The sequence below is a fragment of the Aeromicrobium sp. REDSEA-S38_B2 genome (assembly GCF_001628525.1).
In the GTDB taxonomy this organism is placed as follows: domain Bacteria; phylum Actinomycetota; class Actinomycetes; order Propionibacteriales; family Nocardioidaceae; genus Aeromicrobium; species Aeromicrobium erythreum.
In genome coordinates, this window is the sequence record NZ_LUNH01000013.1 from 102,568 (window position 1) to 118,027 (window position 15,460).

17 protein-coding genes and 3 tRNA genes are annotated in these 15,460 nt (G+C 72.8%); 4 read left to right on the forward strand and 16 right to left on the reverse strand.

What is annotated here, in order from left to right; translation table 11 throughout:
* Positions 1-102 precede the first annotated feature (102 nt).
* Positions 103-819, forward strand: a complete 717-nt coding sequence (locus tag A6Q81_RS02785) for an IclR family transcriptional regulator (protein ID WP_055965411.1) — start codon at positions 103-105, stop codon at positions 817-819.
* 36 nt (positions 820-855) lie between these two features.
* Here the strand turns inward: A6Q81_RS02785 and A6Q81_RS02790 are convergent, their stop codons facing one another.
* From A6Q81_RS02790 to A6Q81_RS02800, 3 genes are all read right to left on the reverse strand, one after another.
* Entirely contained in the window at positions 856-1,335 is a 480-nt protein-coding gene (locus A6Q81_RS02790) for a hypothetical protein (protein WP_286689457.1), read from the reverse strand.
* A gap of 76 nt (positions 1,336-1,411) precedes the next feature.
* Positions 1,412-2,131 carry a hypothetical protein gene (locus A6Q81_RS02795; RefSeq protein WP_286689458.1) on the reverse strand — a complete coding sequence of 240 codons (720 nt, stop codon included), beginning with the start codon at positions 2,129-2,131 and terminating at the stop codon, positions 1,412-1,414.
* The gene (locus A6Q81_RS02800) at positions 2,128-2,637 is read right to left on the reverse strand and encodes an RNA polymerase sigma factor (protein ID WP_286689459.1); all 510 of its coding nucleotides are present in this window, start codon (positions 2,635-2,637) and stop codon (positions 2,128-2,130) included. Before A6Q81_RS02800 ends, A6Q81_RS02795 begins: the two co-directional genes overlap by 4 nt.
* Before the next feature lie 228 nt (positions 2,638-2,865).
* On the opposite strand from A6Q81_RS02800, the gene A6Q81_RS02805 reads away from it, so the two are divergent.
* Both A6Q81_RS02805 and A6Q81_RS02810 read left to right on the forward strand, forming a co-directional pair.
* Positions 2,866-3,696 carry a CHRD domain-containing protein gene (locus tag A6Q81_RS02805; protein WP_286689460.1) on the forward strand — a complete coding sequence of 277 codons (831 nt, stop codon included), beginning with the start codon at positions 2,866-2,868 and terminating at the stop codon, positions 3,694-3,696.
* The gene (locus A6Q81_RS02810; protein WP_067858662.1) at positions 3,689-4,303 is read left to right on the forward strand and encodes a class F sortase; all 615 of its coding nucleotides are present in this window, start codon (positions 3,689-3,691) and stop codon (positions 4,301-4,303) included. The genes A6Q81_RS02805 and A6Q81_RS02810 overlap by 8 nt, the downstream gene beginning before the upstream one ends.
* Positions 4,304-4,326: 23 nt before the next feature.
* Here the strand turns inward: A6Q81_RS02810 and A6Q81_RS02815 are convergent, their stop codons facing one another.
* The 12 genes from A6Q81_RS02815 to recO form a co-directional block, all read right to left on the reverse strand.
* Positions 4,327-4,788: a methylated-DNA--[protein]-cysteine S-methyltransferase gene (locus A6Q81_RS02815; RefSeq protein WP_067858666.1), complete on the reverse strand. Its 462-nt coding sequence runs from the start codon at positions 4,786-4,788 to the stop codon at positions 4,327-4,329.
* Entirely contained in the window at positions 4,785-6,263 is a 1,479-nt protein-coding gene (locus A6Q81_RS02820; RefSeq protein WP_286689461.1) for an Ada metal-binding domain-containing protein, read from the reverse strand. The genes A6Q81_RS02815 and A6Q81_RS02820 overlap by 4 nt, the downstream gene beginning before the upstream one ends.
* 62 nt (positions 6,264-6,325) lie before the next feature.
* The gene (locus A6Q81_RS02825; RefSeq protein ID WP_067858671.1) at positions 6,326-7,135 is read right to left on the reverse strand and encodes an NYN domain-containing protein; all 810 of its coding nucleotides are present in this window, start codon (positions 7,133-7,135) and stop codon (positions 6,326-6,328) included.
* Between the two features lie 737 nt (positions 7,136-7,872).
* Positions 7,873-7,948, reverse strand: a tRNA-Glu gene (locus A6Q81_RS02830).
* 61 nt (positions 7,949-8,009) lie between these two features.
* Positions 8,010-8,082: transfer RNA gene (locus A6Q81_RS02835), tRNA-Glu, on the reverse strand.
* Positions 8,083-8,109: 27 nt separating this feature from the next.
* Positions 8,110-8,181, reverse strand: a tRNA-Gln gene (locus A6Q81_RS02840).
* Between the two features lie 108 nt (positions 8,182-8,289).
* Positions 8,290-9,831 (reverse strand): glutamate--tRNA ligase, encoded by a 1,542-nt coding sequence (gene gltX / locus A6Q81_RS02845; protein WP_286689462.1) that lies wholly within the window; start codon positions 9,829-9,831, stop codon positions 8,290-8,292.
* Entirely contained in the window at positions 9,824-10,603 is a 780-nt protein-coding gene (locus A6Q81_RS02850; RefSeq protein WP_286689463.1) for a fumarylacetoacetate hydrolase family protein, read from the reverse strand. Before A6Q81_RS02850 ends, gltX begins: the two co-directional genes overlap by 8 nt.
* Before the next feature lie 29 nt (positions 10,604-10,632).
* Positions 10,633-11,301 carry a peptidylprolyl isomerase gene (locus A6Q81_RS02855; protein WP_067858680.1) on the reverse strand — a complete coding sequence of 223 codons (669 nt, stop codon included), beginning with the start codon at positions 11,299-11,301 and terminating at the stop codon, positions 10,633-10,635.
* A 23-nt stretch (positions 11,302-11,324) separates the two neighbouring features.
* Complete coding sequence (locus tag A6Q81_RS02860; protein WP_286689464.1) at positions 11,325-11,771, reverse strand: hypothetical protein; 447 nt, start codon at positions 11,769-11,771, stop codon at positions 11,325-11,327.
* Between the two features lie 20 nt (positions 11,772-11,791).
* Positions 11,792-12,586: an isoprenyl transferase gene (locus A6Q81_RS02865; protein ID WP_067858686.1), complete on the reverse strand. Its 795-nt coding sequence runs from the start codon at positions 12,584-12,586 to the stop codon at positions 11,792-11,794.
* 16 nt (positions 12,587-12,602) lie between these two features.
* On the reverse strand, positions 12,603-13,331 hold the full coding sequence (recO, locus tag A6Q81_RS02870) for a DNA repair protein RecO (RefSeq protein WP_067858690.1): 729 nt from the start codon (positions 13,329-13,331) through the stop codon (positions 12,603-12,605).
* Positions 13,332-13,399: 68 nt separating this feature from the next.
* On the opposite strand from recO, the gene A6Q81_RS02875 reads away from it, so the two are divergent.
* Complete coding sequence (locus A6Q81_RS02875; RefSeq protein ID WP_286689465.1) at positions 13,400-14,098, forward strand: DUF429 domain-containing protein; 699 nt, start codon at positions 13,400-13,402, stop codon at positions 14,096-14,098.
* 13 nt (positions 14,099-14,111) lie between these two features.
* On the opposite strand, the gene A6Q81_RS02880 is transcribed toward A6Q81_RS02875, so the two are convergent.
* Positions 14,112-15,152, reverse strand: a complete 1,041-nt coding sequence (locus A6Q81_RS02880) for an SGNH/GDSL hydrolase family protein (protein ID WP_067858696.1) — start codon at positions 15,150-15,152, stop codon at positions 14,112-14,114.
* Between the last annotated feature and the right edge of the window lie 308 nt (positions 15,153-15,460).

Below are 15,460 nucleotides of genomic sequence, written 5' to 3' on the forward strand. Positions count from 1 at the left end.
TCTCTCCTCTGACGTGGTCTCCAGGTCCGTGGTGCGCCCGTCCTGCGGCGCCTGGAGAGCATAACACTTGCGTCTCACCATGCGATACGGCAGTATCAAGGCATGGACAACGCCAGCGGTGTGGGAGTGCTCGACAAGGCAGCCCTCGTGCTCTCCGCCCTCGAGCCGGGCCCCGCCACCCTGGCCGGTCTCGTCGCCGCCACCGGGCTCGCCCGTCCGACCGCGCACCGCCTCGCCGTGGCGCTGGAGCACCACCGCCTGGTCTCCCGCGACATGCAGGGTCGCTTCGTGCTCGGCCCGCGCCTCGGCGAGCTCGCCGCCGCGGCCGGTGAGGACCGGCTGCTGGCAGCCGCCGGCCCGGTGCTCGCCCGACTGCGCGACATCACCGGCGAGTCGGCCCAGCTGTACCGCCGTCAGGGCGACTTCCGTGTGTGCGTCGCCGCGGCCGACCGGCCCACCGGCCTGCGCGACTCGATCCCCGTCGGCGGCCAGCTCACCATGGCCGCCGGGTCCGCCGCGCAGATCCTGCTCGCCTGGGAGGACCCCGAGCGGATGAACAAGGGCCTGCTCAAGGCGACGTTCTCCGCCGCGGAGCTGTCGGCCGTGCGCCGACGCGGCTGGGCCCAGAGCGTCGGAGAGCGCGAGCCGGGCGTCGGCTCGGTCTCGGCCCCCGTGCGCTCCCCCTCCGGCAAGGTCGTGGCGGCCGTGTCGGTGTCGGGTCCGCTCGAGCGCCTCACCCGGCAGCCCGGACGCATGCACGCGCCGGCGGTCGCCGCCGCGGCGGAGCGGCTGAGCCAGAGCCTGCGTCGCGCGGGCTGACGCCTCCTGGTCGCCAGCCCGCGTCGAAGAGCCGGGTCAGGACCGCAGGGCGTCGAGCAGGGCCGCCTTGCTCATGCGCGAGACGCCCGGGAGCTGCTTCTCACGGGCCGCGGCCCGCAGCCGCACGACGGTCCACGACGCGTCCGGCACCGACGGGTCGTCCACCGGCAGGTCGCCGCGCTCGGCCGGCGGCTGTCGGTCGACGGGCGCGTCCCGCTTGGCCCGTCGCAGCTTCGCCTCGAGCTTGGCCACCTTGGTGCGCTCCTGACGCGCCTCGGTCTTCCACTGCTGGGACTTCGCCTTCGACTTCTCCAGCTTGCCCTCGAGCAGCTCGACCGTCGACCGCAGCTTCTCGACCTGCTTGAGCGCCTTCGCAAGCTGCTCCTCGGCCTCGGAGAGGGCCTGCTTCGCCTTCTTCGCCTTCTTCGACTTCTTCCCGGCGTTCTTGCCGGACTTCTCGACACCGGCCTTGCCCACGGCGGGGGTGGTGTCGTCGGACGACGTGACCTTGGCCATCTCGCTCCTTGCTCTCGTCAGGGCTCCGGCCGGATGATGACAGACGAAGATGACACGTCGATGAACCTCGCAACCGTCAGACGCGAGGGGCCCGCGCGAGGGCGACCGTCGCACCCCGGGCGTCGACGATCCTCAGCCCCGAGACGTCCTGGCGCGCGACCGCGGCGTTGACGCGGCAGTGCACCTCGACCCGCGAGCCGAGGAACCCGCCGGCCTCGACCTCGCGGCCGGACTCGTCGACGACGTAGACCTCGTAGGCAGCGCCCGGGCGCGTGCGCCGGACGTCGAGCACGGCCTCGGTCCCCCAGGTGTGCGCGACGAACGCCGCCTGCACGTCGGCGGGCTCACGACTGTCGCCGCGCACCGGCGCGAGCGTCTCGACGGCACCGAGGGTGCCGGGCGGGCCCTGCACCGGACGCTCGCTCGTGAGGGACTGGACGGCGAGCGTCGCGCCGGAACCGGCCAGCACCAGCAGCGCCGCGGCGAGCACCAGGCGCCCTCGCCGGGCCCCTCCCATGCTCCGTCGCCCGTCGTGGTCGGACCCCGACGGGCCCGGGCCGGCCACGGACGCCACGCGCGCGTCGAGCGCGGCGGACGGCTCGGCCGCCAGCCAGCCCTCCCCCGCGGGCGCGTGCCAGGCGTCGAGACGTCGGGCGTCGTCGCGCAGTGCCTCGAGCTCCTCCCGCGCCTGCGGGTCCTCGCGCAGCAGGGCGTCGAGCTCGGCCTGCTCGTCGGCGCCGAGGGTGCCCGTGGCAGCAGCGGCCAGCAGCTGCTCACGGCGGTGCGACGTACTCATGGACTCTCCTCTCCCTCGTCGAGGATCGCACGCAGGGCTCGCAGCGCGTGGAACATGCGGGAGCGCAGGGTCGCGACCGGCACGCCGTCACGTTCCGCGAGCTCCTCGTAGCCGAAGCCCTCCAGCCGCACGGCCACGACGACACGGCGGTGGGCCTCGCTCAGCTGGGCCAGGGCCCACACCAGCGTCACGTGGTCGAGGAGGCGCGCAAGGTCAGCGTCACGGGTCGCGGACTCCTCGGTCTGCTCCCCCGACGCCGGCGCGGGCCGGCGGGCCCGCGCCCGCACGGCGTCGACGACGACGTTGCGGGCGATGGCGAACAGCCAGGTGCGCTGCGAGGCGCGCGCCGGGTCGTAGCGCTCGCGCGCCTGCCAGGCCCGCGTGAACGTCTCCTGGACGCACTCCTCCGCGAGGCCGCGGTCGCGCACAGCGTTGACCATGAAGCCCAGGAGGTCGTGGCCGTGAGCGGCGTACGCAGCACGTACGTCGAACCCGCGAGGATCCATCCGGCCGTCCTCTCGCGCTCGGGTCCGCACCACCGTAGCCACGCGAGGACGACTCGGCAGATCGATCACCGACGTCGCGCCCATGCCGAGGTCTACGCCCACCGCGCCGTCGTCGTTCACCGAGACGCGGGGAGAAGAAACCCGGTGCACGCCGTGAACGCGACGTCGTCGACCGACGTACACCCCGCGAGCGGGCGTCGTCCGGCGCCTCACGACGAAGGGACCACCATGACCGTGAAGCGCGCCACCCGATGGACCGGAGCGGGAGTCCTCGCGACCACCGCGACCCTGACCCTGGGCGCCCTCGGGTCGACCGCCTCGGCCGACACCCCCGACCCCGTCGACCCGCCGGAGAGCTTCACGAGCGCCTTCGTCGTCGACGCGACGCCCCAGCAGGTCGTCGGCACCGACGGCACCGTGGGCGTCGGCCAGCCGGGCGCGACGGGTCGCTTCGAGTTCCTCGTGAACTCCGACGAGGAGGTCATCTGCTGGAACATCACGCTGAACAACGTGGTGACGCCGTACCAGAGCCCCGCCAAGACCGCGACGCACATCCACGAGACCGGCGCGGGCGTCAACGGCCCGCCGCGGATCGCCTTCCCGAACCCGACGCCCGCTGACGACCCGACGGCGACGGTGCGCACCAGCACCGGCTGCTCGGAGGGTCCGTTCACCACGGGTCTCGCACCCAACGGCACCGACACCGGCACCGGCTTCACCCTCGCGCAGCTCGAGGCGAACCCGGCCGGGTTCTCCGCGGACACGCACACCGCCGGCTTCACGGCGGGCGCCGTGCGTGGCCAGCTGGTCTTCAGCCAGGAGCTGCTGGACGCCGCGAACGCGGTCGACGAGGAGCCGACGCCGCCGGCCGACGACGAGCCCGCGCCGGGCGAGGGCGTCGCCGACGCGGACGACGAGCGCCAGCTGCCCGTCAACGGCGTCGACACGGGCCAGGGCGGCACCGCCGGGTCCCCGACCCTCCTGCCGGTCGCGGCCCTGACGCTGCTCGGTCTCGGCGTCGCCGGTGCCACCGTCGTACGGCGTCGTCAGGGTGCCTGAGCGCACCCGCGTCGCCCCGGTCGTCCTGCTCGCCGTCCTGCTCGTCGCACTGCTCTCGGGCTGCGGCGGGCAGGACGCGGCGCCCGAGGAGCCGCCGCGCAGCACGTCGAGTGCCTCGGCGACCGCCGCCGCGCCGACGAGCCCGGCGACGGAGCGAGCAGCGGCTCCCCCGCGGCGCGTGACGATCCCGACCCTGGGTCTCGACGAGGAGCTCGTCGACCTCGGCATCGACGACGCGAGCGGCGAGCTGGAGGTGCCCGAGGACCCTGCCCGCGTGGGTTGGTTCACCGGCGGCGGCAAGCCGGGCGAGACGTGGCCGGTGGTCATCGCCGGCCACAAGGACTCACGCACGGGACCGGCCGTCTTCGCCCGGCTCACGGAGCTGCAGGTCGGCCAGCAGGTGAGCGTCGTCGACACCCGCAACCAGCGCCGCACCTACGAGATCACCGAGGTGCGCGACGTGCCGCAGGACGGACGGTTCCCGACCGACGACGTGTACGGCGAGACGGGTGACTCCCAGCTGCGGCTCATCACCTGCACCGGACCGTACGACCGCGGCGTCGGCCGCTACACCGAGAACCGTGTGGTGTTCGCCGAGGAGGTCTGAGCCACGGACGTGGAGCGCCCCGGTCAGAACAGGCCGGGGCGCTCCAGTGCGAGCAAGGTGCGCTTGCGCTCGACACCGCCTGCGTACCCGGTGAGCGAGCCGTCGGCGCCGACCACCCGGTGGCACGGCACGACGACGGGCAGCGGGTTGGCGCCGTTGGCCGCGCCGACCGCGCGCGAGACCACCGGCTCGTACCCCAGACGGCGCGCCACCTCGGCGTAGCTCGCGGTCTCGCCGTACGGGATCCGGTGCAGCTCGCCCCACACCTTCTTCTGGAACTCGGTGCCGTCGTTGGCGAGCGGGAGGTCGAACTCGTGCCGCTCCCCCGCGAAGTAGGCGGCCAGCTGCTCCTCCGCGAGGTCGAGGACGGGGTCGGCGACCCGCCGGCCGACCGGCTCCGCGTCGAACTCGATCCTCGTGAGGAGCCCGGCCGACGCGTGCAGCCGCAGGCCTCCGATCGGTGAGTCGATCCATCGGGTGCTCATGCTCTCGATCCTCTCGTGCGCTGCTCGGCCTGGCGGGCGAGGTGCTCGGTCCACAGGTGCATGCCGGCGTAGGAGCGCCAGGGGCTCCAGTGCCGGACGTCGTCGGTCGTGGCACCGCGGGCGTCGAGGATGCGGCGCAGGACCAGGTCGGTGTCGAGGAGGACGTCGGGGTCGCCGAGTCCGCGCATCCGGACGTAGCCGACCGTCCAGGGTCCGATGCCCGGGAGCGCCAGCAGCGTCCGGCTCGCCTCGTCCCGGTCGACGCCGACGTCGAGCGAGAGGTCGCCCACCGCGACCGCGTGCGCGAGCCCGACCACGGTGCGCCCGCGCGAGCGCGGCATCGGGAGCGTCTCCGGGTCGAGCGTGGCGAGCGCGTCGGCCGTCGGGAACGCGTGGGTGAGGCTGTGCTCGTGCGCGAGGTCGAAGGTCACGGGCTCCCCCGCCGTCGCCACGACGCGGCCGAGGACCGTCCGGGCCCCGCTGACGGAGACCTGCTGCCCGACCACGGTGCGGACGGCGGTCTCGGCGGCGTCGACCGTGCCCGGCACCCGCAGACCGGGGCGGGTCGCGACGAGGTCGGCCAGGTCGACCGCGTGCGGGCCCGGCTCGGCGAGCGCGGTGTCGACGGCAGCGGGGTCGGCGTCGAGGTCGAGGAGGTGACGCAGCCGCGCGACCGCCGCGGTCAGGTCGCGCTGGTCGGCGAGCTCGAGCCGGACGGCCACGTGGTCGTCGTGCAGGACCATCTCGGCAGCACCGTTGCCGTGGGGCAGGGTCAGCACGCGCGCGAACAGCCGCCCGTCACCGCGCTCCAGGCCGGGCACGGCGTGGTCGGCCAGGAAGCCGGCCAGCGCGTCGGCGTGGAACGGCTGGCGGACGGCGAGCCGCAGGTGCAGCGCGCCGCCCCCGCGCGTGCCCGCCGGCCCGTGCGCACGCAGCTCGGTCGGCGTCCGCGCGAAGGCCCGACGGAACGCGTCGTTGAACTGACGCACCGACGAGAACCCCGACGCGAACGCGATGTCGGCCATCGACAGGTCCGTCGTCTCGACGAGCACCCGCGCCGTCCGTGTGCGCTGCGACGTCGCGAGCGCGAGCGGACCGGCGCCGAGCTCCTGGGTGAGCATGCGGGTGACGTGCCGCTCGCTGTAGCCGAGCCGGCTCGCGAGACCCGGCACACCCTCACGCTCGACCACGCCGTCGCGCACCAGGCGGACCGCCCGGCCCACGACGTCGGCGCGGACGTCCCACTCCGGCGACCCGGGCGTGCTGTCGGGGCGGCACCGTCGGCAGGCCCGGAAGCCGGCGGCCTCCGCCGACGCGGCGCTGCGGTGGAACTCGACGTTCTCGCGCCGCGGCGTTCGCGCGGGGCAGGACGGGCGGCAGTAGATGCCGGTCGTGCGGACCGCGGTGAAGAACACGCCGTCGAAGCGTTCGTCGCGCGAGCTCACCGCCCGGTACTGCGCCTCGACGTCGTCCACACCCCCATCCTGCCCTGGCGGCCCTGAGGTCTCTGGCGGGATTCGGACGTGGCCGTGGGACGTCAGCGTCCGCGCTTCCTCCGGCGCACCATCACGGCCTTGCCGTCGCGCTTGACCTCGAACAGGTCGATCGCCTCGATCAGGCCGCTGAACTTGGCGTAGCCGTAGTTGCCGGGCTGGATCGACGACTGGTTGCGGATCTGGTCGCTCACCTGCGACAGCTGCGCCCACCCGTCGTCGTCCGCGGCCTCGTCGACCGCGGTGCGCAGCATGCGCACGAGCTGACGGTCGCTCTTGAGGGTGGCGGAGTCGACCCGCTGACCGGGCCGCGTGGTGCGCCCTGCCGACGTCTTCGTGGTCTCGACGGTGTCGCCGCCGCCGGCGCCACCGGTCTCGGCGACGTCGTCGGTGTCCTCGACGTCGTCGTCGGTGTCGTCGTCCTCGCGCAGCGTCTCGAGCTTGTAGAACGTCGAGCACGCGTTCTGGAACGCCTTGGGCGCCTTCTCCCCACCGAACCCGAGCACCTCGGCGCCCGACTGGCGCAGCCGCATGACGAGCGGCGTGAAGTCGGCGTCGCTCGAGACGATCGCGAACCCGTCGGCCACACCGGCGTGCAGGAGGTCCATCGCGTCGATCACCATCGCGATGTCGGACGCGTTCTTGCCCTTCGTGTACGCGAACTGCTGCACCGGCGCGATCGCGAACTCCTGCAGCCGGCTCTCCCACCCCTTCAGGTGCGCGTTCTTCCAGTCCCCGTACGCACGCCTGACGTGCGCGTTCCCCGACTTCGCGACCTGCGACAAGATCGCGCCGATCTTCGAGGCAGGCGCGTTGTCGGCGTCGATGAGCACGGCGATGCGAGCAGGAGGCATGGGTCCACCCTAGGGGCGGCGGGTGAGGCGGTTGACCACCCGTCGGGGGCGTCCTGCTGCTGCGCTGCCTGCGGGGGTCTCGTCCCGCTGCTGCGCAGCTGCAAGGGGTCCGGACTTGCTGGTGCGCTGCCGCGGGTCGCGCTGGGAGTGGTCTCCGAAAGGGCCTCGACCGGGCGGCTGGCGGCTGCGCCGGTCTGGGGTCTCGGGCTGTGGCCCGCGTGGGACCCCAGAATCTGCGTTCGTGCGCTGAGATTTCAAGGAATCTGCGTTTACTACCGGATCCCGTCACCAACGCAGAAGTGTTCGTCCTTCGTCGCACGAATGAAGAATCTTGGGTGCACTTCGGGGTGGGGTGGGCAGTGCTTCTCCCTTCTCGTGGCACGGTCCACGAGAAGGGAGAATCTCTGCCACGTCTGACCTCCCCGGCGGTGGATCTGCCACCTGTAGAGCGCTCAGAAGGTGGCAGATCCACCGATGGTCAGCGCGAACGCAGACTCCTACGTCCACTCCCAGCACCAACCCGCAGCCCGACACCCCAGACCAGCGCGCCACCCAGCCGCCCGGTCGAGGCCCTTGCGGAGCGTAGGTCGACGACAAGCCGCGCCGACGCAGCCCCACCTGAACGAGAAACCGCACCGACGCACCCGCAGCTCGACGAGAAGCCGCACCAACGCAGCCGCAGGACGAGCGAAAGCACCAGACCCCCCGGCCGGGGGCCGGGGGGTCTGGGGTGGTGCTGGTAGCCCCGACGGGATTCGAACCCGCGCTACCGCCTTGAGAGGGCGGCGTGCTAGGCCGCTACACAACGGGGCCACGGTCCACGAAGGACCATGTGAGCAGTGCAGCCGCGCCGAGGCGCGGTGCGACTGTCTCGTACCCCGTACCGGATTCGAACCGGCGATCTCCGCCTTGAGAGGGCGGCGTCATAACCGCTAGACCAACGGGGCGCGGACCGGGCGCAAGCCCGATCTTCGCTGGGGTACTAGGACTCGAACCTAGAATGGCGGTACCAGAAACCGCTGTGTTGCCAATTACACCATACCCCATGGGGGTATCGGATCCCGCTCTCTCGACCGGTGTCCGAACCAGGGAGAAACCTTACCCGACGTCGTCTCGGACTCTCAAACCGGGTCCCTCGACGACGTCGGCCGGTCTCAGAGGACGGCGCGCAGCCGCTCCAGGGTGCGTTTGCGCCCCAGCAGCTCGAGCGACTCGAACAACGGCGGGGAGATCCGGCTGCCCGTGGCCGCCACGCGCACCGGCCCGAACGCGACCCTCGGCTTCAGCCCGAGGTCGTCGATCAGCGCCGCGCGCAGCGCACCCTCGATCGTCGGCGTCGACCACTCCACGGTCGAGCCGATCGACTCCAGCGCGGCGAGCGCGGCCCGCACGACGTCGAGACCCTTCTCGTCGAGCTGCTTCGCAGCGTCGGCCTCGTCGATCGTGAAGGTGGCGTCGTCGACGAACAGGAAGCGCAGCATCGCCACCGCCTCGGTCAGCAGCGCCATCCGCTCGTGCACGAGCGGCACCGCCGCCGCCAGCATCGCCGCCTCCGACTCCGTCGGCGGGTCCTGCACGAGGCCCTCCGCCACGAAGAACGGCACCAGGCGAGAGCGCAGCTCCTCGTCCGACAGCAGCCGGACGTGGTCGCCGTTGATCGCCTCGCACTTCTTGAGGTCGAACCGCGCCGGGTTCGGGTTGACGCGCGAGATCTCGAAGGCCTGCACCATCTCCTCGAGCGTGAAGACGTCCTTCTCGACACCGTCGACGGCCGGCAGCGACCAGCCGAGCAGCGCGAGGTAGTTCAGGAGGCCCTCGGCGAGGAAGCCCTGGTCGCGGTAGCCCAGCAGGTTCGACTCGGGGTCGCGCTTCGACAGCTTCTTGTTGCCGGCGCCCGTCACGTACGGCAGGTGCCCGAAGCGCGGGACCATGCCGTGACCCAGCCCGATCTGCGCGAACGCCTCGTACATCGCGATCTGGCGCGGGGTGGAGCTGAGGATGTCCTCGCCGCGCAGCACGTGCGTGATGCCCATCAGCGCGTCGTCCGTGGGGTTGGTGAGCGTGTACAGCGGCTGGCCGTTGGCGCGGACGATGACGAAGTCCTGCACGTTGTCGGCGCCGAAGGTGATCGGTCCACGCACGAGGTCGTCGAACGTCCAGTCCTTCGCGGGCATCTTGAACCGGATCACCGGCTGGCGGCCCTCGGCCTCGTAGGCCGCCTGCTGCTCGGGGGTGAGGTCGCGGTGCAGGCCGTCGTAGCCACTCGGGCGACCCGCTGCGCGGGCCGCGTCGCGACGCTGCTCCAGCTCCTCGGCGGTGTCGTACGCCTTGTACGCGAGGCCGGCGTCGAGCAGACGCTGCGCGACGTCGGCGTAGACGTCCATCCGCTGGCTCTGGCGGTACGGACCGTTCGGGCCGCCGACCTCGACGCCCTCGTCCCAGTCGAGGCCGAGCCAGCGCATCACGTCGACGAGCAGGTCGTAGGACTCCTCGCTGTCGCGACTCGCGTCGGTGTCCTCGATGCGGAACACGAAACGACCGCCGCGGTGCCGCGCGTACGCCCAGCTGAACAGCGCGGTGCGGGCCATGCCGACGTGCGGGTTGCCGGTGGGTGACGGGCAGAACCGCGCCACGACGGGCACGTCGTCGCCGACCGTCGGGATCGACGCGGTCGACGTCACGGGGCTGTCAGTCATCGGAGACCACCTGGTTGGAGAGGGTGCCGATGCCCTCGACGGTCACGCTCACCGTGTCGCCCACCTGGACGGGTCCGACGCCCTCGGGCGTGCCGGTGAGGATGACGTCGCCGGGCAGCAGCGTCATGAAGGAGGAGACGTAGGCGACGATGTCGGCCACGGAGAAGACCATGTCGCTCGTGCGGCCGTCCTGGCGCAGCTCGCCACCCACCTCGCAGGTGACGCGCAGGTCGGACGGGTCGAGGTTGGTCTCGATCCAAGGTCCGAGAGGGCAGAACGTGTCGAAGCCCTTCGCGCGGGCCCACTGGCCGTCGGTGCGCTGGAGGTCGCGGGCGGTCACGTCGTTGGCGGCGGTGTAGCCGAACACGACCTTGTCGACGTCCTCGACGGCGACGTCCTTGCAGATGCGCCCGATCACGACGGCCAGCTCGGCCTCGTGGTGCACCTCCGAGCTCTGCGCGGGGTAGACGACCGGGTCGCCGGGGCCCACGACGCTGGTGTTCGGCTTCAGGAAGACGAGCGGCTCGGCGGGCACCTCCCCGCCCATCTCGGCCGCGTGCGCGACGTAGTTCTTGCCCACGCACACGACCTTGCTGCGCGGGATGACCGGCGCCAGCAGCCGCACGTCGTCGACGGCGATCTTCTGCCCCGTCAGCTCGTAGCCCGCGTACAGCGGGTCACCCTTCAGGACGGCGATCGTGGGCGTCCCGTCCTCGTCGCCGACCAGACCGAATCGGGGGTCGTCGTCCCCCGCGAACCTCGCAACACGCATGCCCCGACCCTACCGAGCGGGGGCGGCGGCTACTCGACCGGACGGGCCGACTCGATGGTGACCGCCTTGGCGGGGGCACCGTCGCCCACGCCGCCCTCGGCGCCCACGGAGACGACCTTCTTCAGCGCCGTCATCCCCTCGGGCGAGATGGTGCCGAGCAGGGTGTAGTCCGGCGGGAACTGGGAGTCGGCGAAGTTCAGGAAGAACTGCGACCCGTTCGTGTCGGGGCCGGCGTTGGCCATCGCGACGCTGCCGGCCGGGTAGCTCTCGTCGCCGCTGAGCTCGTCGGCGAAGGAGTAGCCGGGGCCGCCGCTGCCCGTGCCGGTCGGGTCGCCGCACTGGAGGATGCCGTAGGGCACCTGCGCAGGGTCGCTCACGCGGCTGCAGGGGGCGTCGTCGTAGTAGCCCTGCTCGGCGAGCGAGGTGAACGACGTCGCGGCGCAGGGTGCCTTCGTGTTCAGCTCGATCGGCACCTCCGCGCCGTTGATCGTGAGCACCACCGACGTCGCCGGCTTCGCGTCCGCCGCGGGCGGGTCGACCTTCTTGGCCGCCTCTCCCCCACGCACCCAGTCGCACCCGCCCGTCGACGCCGATCCGTCGGCGTCGTCCTTCGCAGCCGACGAGTCGTCACCACCGCAGCCGCTGAGGGCGACGGAGGCGGTCAGGGCGAGCAGGGCGGCAGTTCGACGCAGGCGCATGACCGGATCGTAGACAACGCGGGTCAGAGTCGGGCGTGCACCGCGCGGAAGCGCTCGACGGACGGGGCGTCCGGGTCGGGCCCGACCTCGACCACGACCTCCACGAGCCCGGGCGCGAGGTCGGGCGGGACCGGCGCGTCGTCGACGACCACCAGGAGGCCCGCCTCGGCGACGCAGGGCGCGACCTGGCCCGACGTCGACGCGTCGGCCACGACCAGGGCGAACCGTCCGTGCCACGCGTCGGGGACGTCGGCCGCGGCGACGTCGACGACGTGCACGCGCGGCGGGGCTGCGTCGTCGGGGGTGACCGGGTCGAGCACGAACACCTCGTAGCCGAGCGTGGCCAGGTGGATCGCGTCGGCCACCGAGTCCGCCGCGGCGACGAGTGCGGCCAGGCCGTCTCCGGCCACGCCGGCCGTGGTGGTCCAGTCGGTCAGCAGGCGGCGCGGCGACGCCTTCGGTCCTCGCACAGGGGCTCCTCCTGGTCCGGTCATGCCGATCCGAACCGTCTTTGACGTCGGGCGTACTCCTCGACCGCGGCCCACAGGGCGAGCCGGTCGACGTCGGGCCAGGCGATGTCGGAGAACACCAGCTCGGCGTAGGCCGACTGCCAGGGCAGGAAGTTGCTCGTGCGCTGCTCGCCGGAGGTGCGCCAGAAGAGGTCGACGTCGGGCAGGTCGGGCTCGTCGAGGTAGCGCGCGAAGGTGCGCTCGGTGACGCGGTCGGGGTCGACCTTGCCGGCCTTGACGTCGCGCGCCAGCGCCGCGGCAGCGTCGGCGATCTCGGCGCGTCCGCCGTAGTTGACGCACATGGTCAGGCTGAGGGTGTCGTTGTGGCGGGTCAGCCGCTCTGCCGTCTCGAGCTCGTTGATCACGCTGCGCCACAGCCGCCGCGGACGCCCGGCCCAGCGCACCCGGACGCCGAGCGCGTGCATCTCGTCGCGCCGACGGTGCACGACGTCGCGGTTGAAGCCCATGAGGAAGCGCACCTCCTCGGGCGAGCGCTTCCAGTTCTCGGTGGAGAACGCGTACACGCTCACCGCCTCGATGCCGAGCTCGATGGCGCCCTTGACGACGTCGAGCAGGGCGAACTCGCCGCGCTTGTGCCCCTCCGTGCGGGGCAGGCCGCGCTCCTTGGCCCAGCGGCCGTTGCCGTCCATGACGACCGCGACGTGGCGCGGCACCTGGTGCGGCTCGAGCTGGGGCGGGCGCGCGCCGGACGGGTGCGGCTCGGGTGCGCGCGGCGCCGGGCGGGCGCTCGGGGGACGGCGGGGTGCGGGGGTCATGGCTCCAGGGCGTTTCTCAGCGGTCGACGTGCCCCATGGAGCGCAGTCCGTGCTCCAGGTGCCACGACAGGTACGCGCTGACGATACCGGCGGCCTCCCGTCGGGTGCGGTCGTCGGCCTGCTCGACGACCGGCCAGTCGCCGGCGAGCAGCGCCGCGAGCAGCGTGAGGGTGACGGCCGGGGGTGCCGAGGAGCCCGGGAGCCGGCAGCCGTCGCACAGCACGCCGCCGGACGGGACGTGCAGGTTGCGGTGCGGACCCTCCAGCCCGCACCGGGCGCAGCCCGAGAAGCTGGGCGCGTAGCCGGCGACCGCCAGGGCACGCAGCTGGTAGGAGTCGAGCAACGTGCTCGGCGGCTGCCGACGGGCGGACAGCGCGGCAAGGGCGCCCACGAGCAGCTGGTACTGCTGCACCGCCGGCTCGCCGTCGTGAGGGGTGAGACGCTCGGCGGTCTCGAGGATCGCGGTGCCGGCGGTGTAGGCCGGGTAGTCGAGACCGAGGTCGCGGGCGAACGCGGAGAGGGTGACCACCTGGGTGATGACGTCGAGCGTGCGCCCCTCGGCGAGCTGCAGGTCGACGTGCATGAACGGCTCGAGACGTCCGCCGAACCGCGACGACGTCTTCCGCACCCCCTTGGCGGCGGCGCGGACCAGTCCGCGCTGACGCGTGAGCAGCGTGATGATCCGGTCGGCCTCGCCCAGCTTGTGGGTACGCAGCACCACACCTTGGTCGCGGAAGAGGCTCACTCCCCCATTCTGCCGTCCGGCGCCCACGGAACCGGGCCGCCACGAGCCGACCGTGCCACGATGCAGCCGTGACGTCGCCCGCACCCCTGCCCGCCGCTGCCGCCGTCATCGGCGTCGACGGCTGCCGCGCCGGATGGGTGGGCGTGCACTGGTCCGTCGACGACACGGCCGCGGTGCTCGTCGCCGGCACGATGCTCGAGCTCGTCGGGGGTCTCGTCGCCGCCCACGGGCCGGTCGACGTGGTGGGCGTCGACATCCCCCTGCACCTGCCGACCGACGCACCACGAGCCGCCGAGCGCGAGGCGCGTCGACGGCTGCCGGGACGTGCGTCGACGGTGTTCGGGTCGCCGTCGTCGGCCGCCATCGACGCGCCCGACTACGCGGAGGCGAACCGGCTCAACCGCGAGGCGACGGGGCTGGGTCTCAGCCGGCAGGCCTTCGGTCTGTTCCCGGCCATCCGCGACGCGCGCGCATGGCTCGCCGGACGCCCGGAGGTCCGCGTCGAGGAGGTGCACCCGGAGTCGAGCTTCGCGGAGCTCGCGGGCGAGCCGCTGCTGGAGCGCAAGAAGACCGCCGACGGCGCCGCGCGACGGCGGGCGCTGCTCGTCGAGGTCGGGCTCACGCTGCCGCTCGTCGCACCCCGCGGTGCAGGTCTCGACGACCTGCTCGACGCCGGCGCAGCCGCGTGGTCGGCACGTCGCGTCGCGCAGGGCACCGCCGTCCGGCTCCCGGAGGACCCGGCCGACGGCGCCCCGATCTGGGTGTGAGCGGCCGCGGCGCTCAGCGCGCGGCGAAGCGTCGGTCGAAGCGGTCCACCTCGGCCCGGTCGGAGGTGTCGATGCCGAGCCGGCGCGCAGCGCGCTGGACCTGTGGGCTGTCGAGGTCGGGCGCCTGGAACTCCTGCGGCTCGATGCGTCGGTCGGCCGCGGTGTGCCGCCGGGCGCGGTCGGTGAGCACGTCGGACTCCTCCGCGGCCTGCTCCTGCGTGGCCGCAGTGATGCGCACCGACGTCGAGGCGACCCGGGCACCGACGAGCGGCGCGTAGCCGTCGCGGTGGCCGGCGACGTTCGGGTGGTAGGACTCCTCGACCGGGTTGGACAGGCCGTTGAGCCACTCGGGGTCGTCGCAGACCGCGTGTCCCGTGAAGGCCGACGTCGGGTTCGCGAACCGGAAGCCCGCAGCCGACGCACGTGCCGCCAGGAGGCTGTTGAGCCGGTCGGCGGTGGCGTTGAGACGGGTCTGCTCCTCGGGCGAGAACCAGGTGAGGGCGTTGCAGTCCTCGCCCATGAACACCCGCGGGTAGCCGACCACGACCACGTCGGCGGACGGCGCGCGCGACCCGATCTGTGCGTAGAGCGACGACAGGGCCGACGGCAGCGTGCCGCTGATGGTGGCCTGCGCCTGGTCGATCGCGGCGTCGCAGTCGCTCGCCCACGCCGGCAGGGCGCACTCGGTGAGGACGTCGGCGAACCCGGCGTCGTTGCCGCCGACGGAGAGGGTGACCTTCTGCGTCGACGTCGACAGTGCGCCGAGCTGGGCGGCGCGGACGTCGGGGATCGTGGCCCCCGAGCAGGCGCGCAGGTCGAGCGACCACCCACGGGCTGCGGCGACGAGCGCCGGGTACGACTGCGCCGAGCGTCGGCACTCGGTGCCGTCGTCGAGGTAGGAGCGGGTGCCGAGCCCCGAGGAGTAGGAGTCGCCGAGCGCGACGTACGTGACGGCCTGCGCCGTGGTGGGCGCGACGACGAGCCCGAGGGCCAGCACGGGGCCGGCGCACGCGGCGGCCAGCCTGACGAGTCGTGGACGTGGAGTGCGGTGCATGATCCCCCCGAATCATGTGACGTGGATGACACGCTCAACCTAGGCCGGGGGTCCGACACCGTCCAGGCCTGCGGGGTGAACACTCCGTGCCCACCCCCGGCGGTGAATTCCGCTGGTCGAGTAGCAGGGGCGAGCTTGCGAGGCCCTTGCGTATCGAGACCACCCGGCAACGGTCCAGCACAACCCAACCCCCAGCGACAGCCCAGAGTGGTCTCGATACGTCCGACCGAGCTCCTCCGTCGCCGGCCGGCCTACTCGACCAGCGAGACCCACCGCTGGTCGAGTAGCAGGGGCGAGCTTGCGAGGCC

Excerpts from the sequence above, each read along its gene's own strand:
- A6Q81_RS02850 (WP_286689463.1), bottom strand. The coding sequence starts at position 10,603 with ATGCGTGTTGCGAGGTTCGCGGGGGACGACGACCCCCGATTCGGTCTG.
- A6Q81_RS02855 (WP_067858680.1), bottom strand. The coding sequence starts at position 11,301 with ATGCGCCTGCGTCGAACTGCCGCCCTGCTCGCCCTGACCGCCTCCGTC.
- A6Q81_RS02785 (WP_055965411.1), top strand. The coding sequence starts at position 103 with ATGGACAACGCCAGCGGTGTGGGAGTGCTCGACAAGGCAGCCCTCGTG.
- A6Q81_RS02790 (WP_286689457.1), bottom strand. The coding sequence starts at position 1,335 with ATGGCCAAGGTCACGTCGTCCGACGACACCACCCCCGCCGTGGGCAAG.
- A6Q81_RS02805 (WP_286689460.1), top strand. The coding sequence starts at position 2,866 with ATGACCGTGAAGCGCGCCACCCGATGGACCGGAGCGGGAGTCCTCGCG.
- A6Q81_RS02825 (WP_067858671.1), bottom strand. The coding sequence starts at position 7,135 with ATGCCTCCTGCTCGCATCGCCGTGCTCATCGACGCCGACAACGCGCCT.
- gltX (WP_286689462.1), bottom strand. The coding sequence starts at position 9,831 with ATGACTGACAGCCCCGTGACGTCGACCGCGTCGATCCCGACGGTCGGC.
- A6Q81_RS02865 (WP_067858686.1), bottom strand. The coding sequence starts at position 12,586 with ATGACCCCCGCACCCCGCCGTCCCCCGAGCGCCCGCCCGGCGCCGCGC.
- A6Q81_RS02800 (WP_286689459.1), bottom strand. The coding sequence starts at position 2,637 with ATGGATCCTCGCGGGTTCGACGTACGTGCTGCGTACGCCGCTCACGGC.
- A6Q81_RS02795 (WP_286689458.1), bottom strand. The coding sequence starts at position 2,131 with ATGAGTACGTCGCACCGCCGTGAGCAGCTGCTGGCCGCTGCTGCCACG.
- A6Q81_RS02815 (WP_067858666.1), bottom strand. The coding sequence starts at position 4,788 with ATGAGCACCCGATGGATCGACTCACCGATCGGAGGCCTGCGGCTGCAC.
- A6Q81_RS02880 (WP_067858696.1), bottom strand. The coding sequence starts at position 15,152 with ATGCACCGCACTCCACGTCCACGACTCGTCAGGCTGGCCGCCGCGTGC.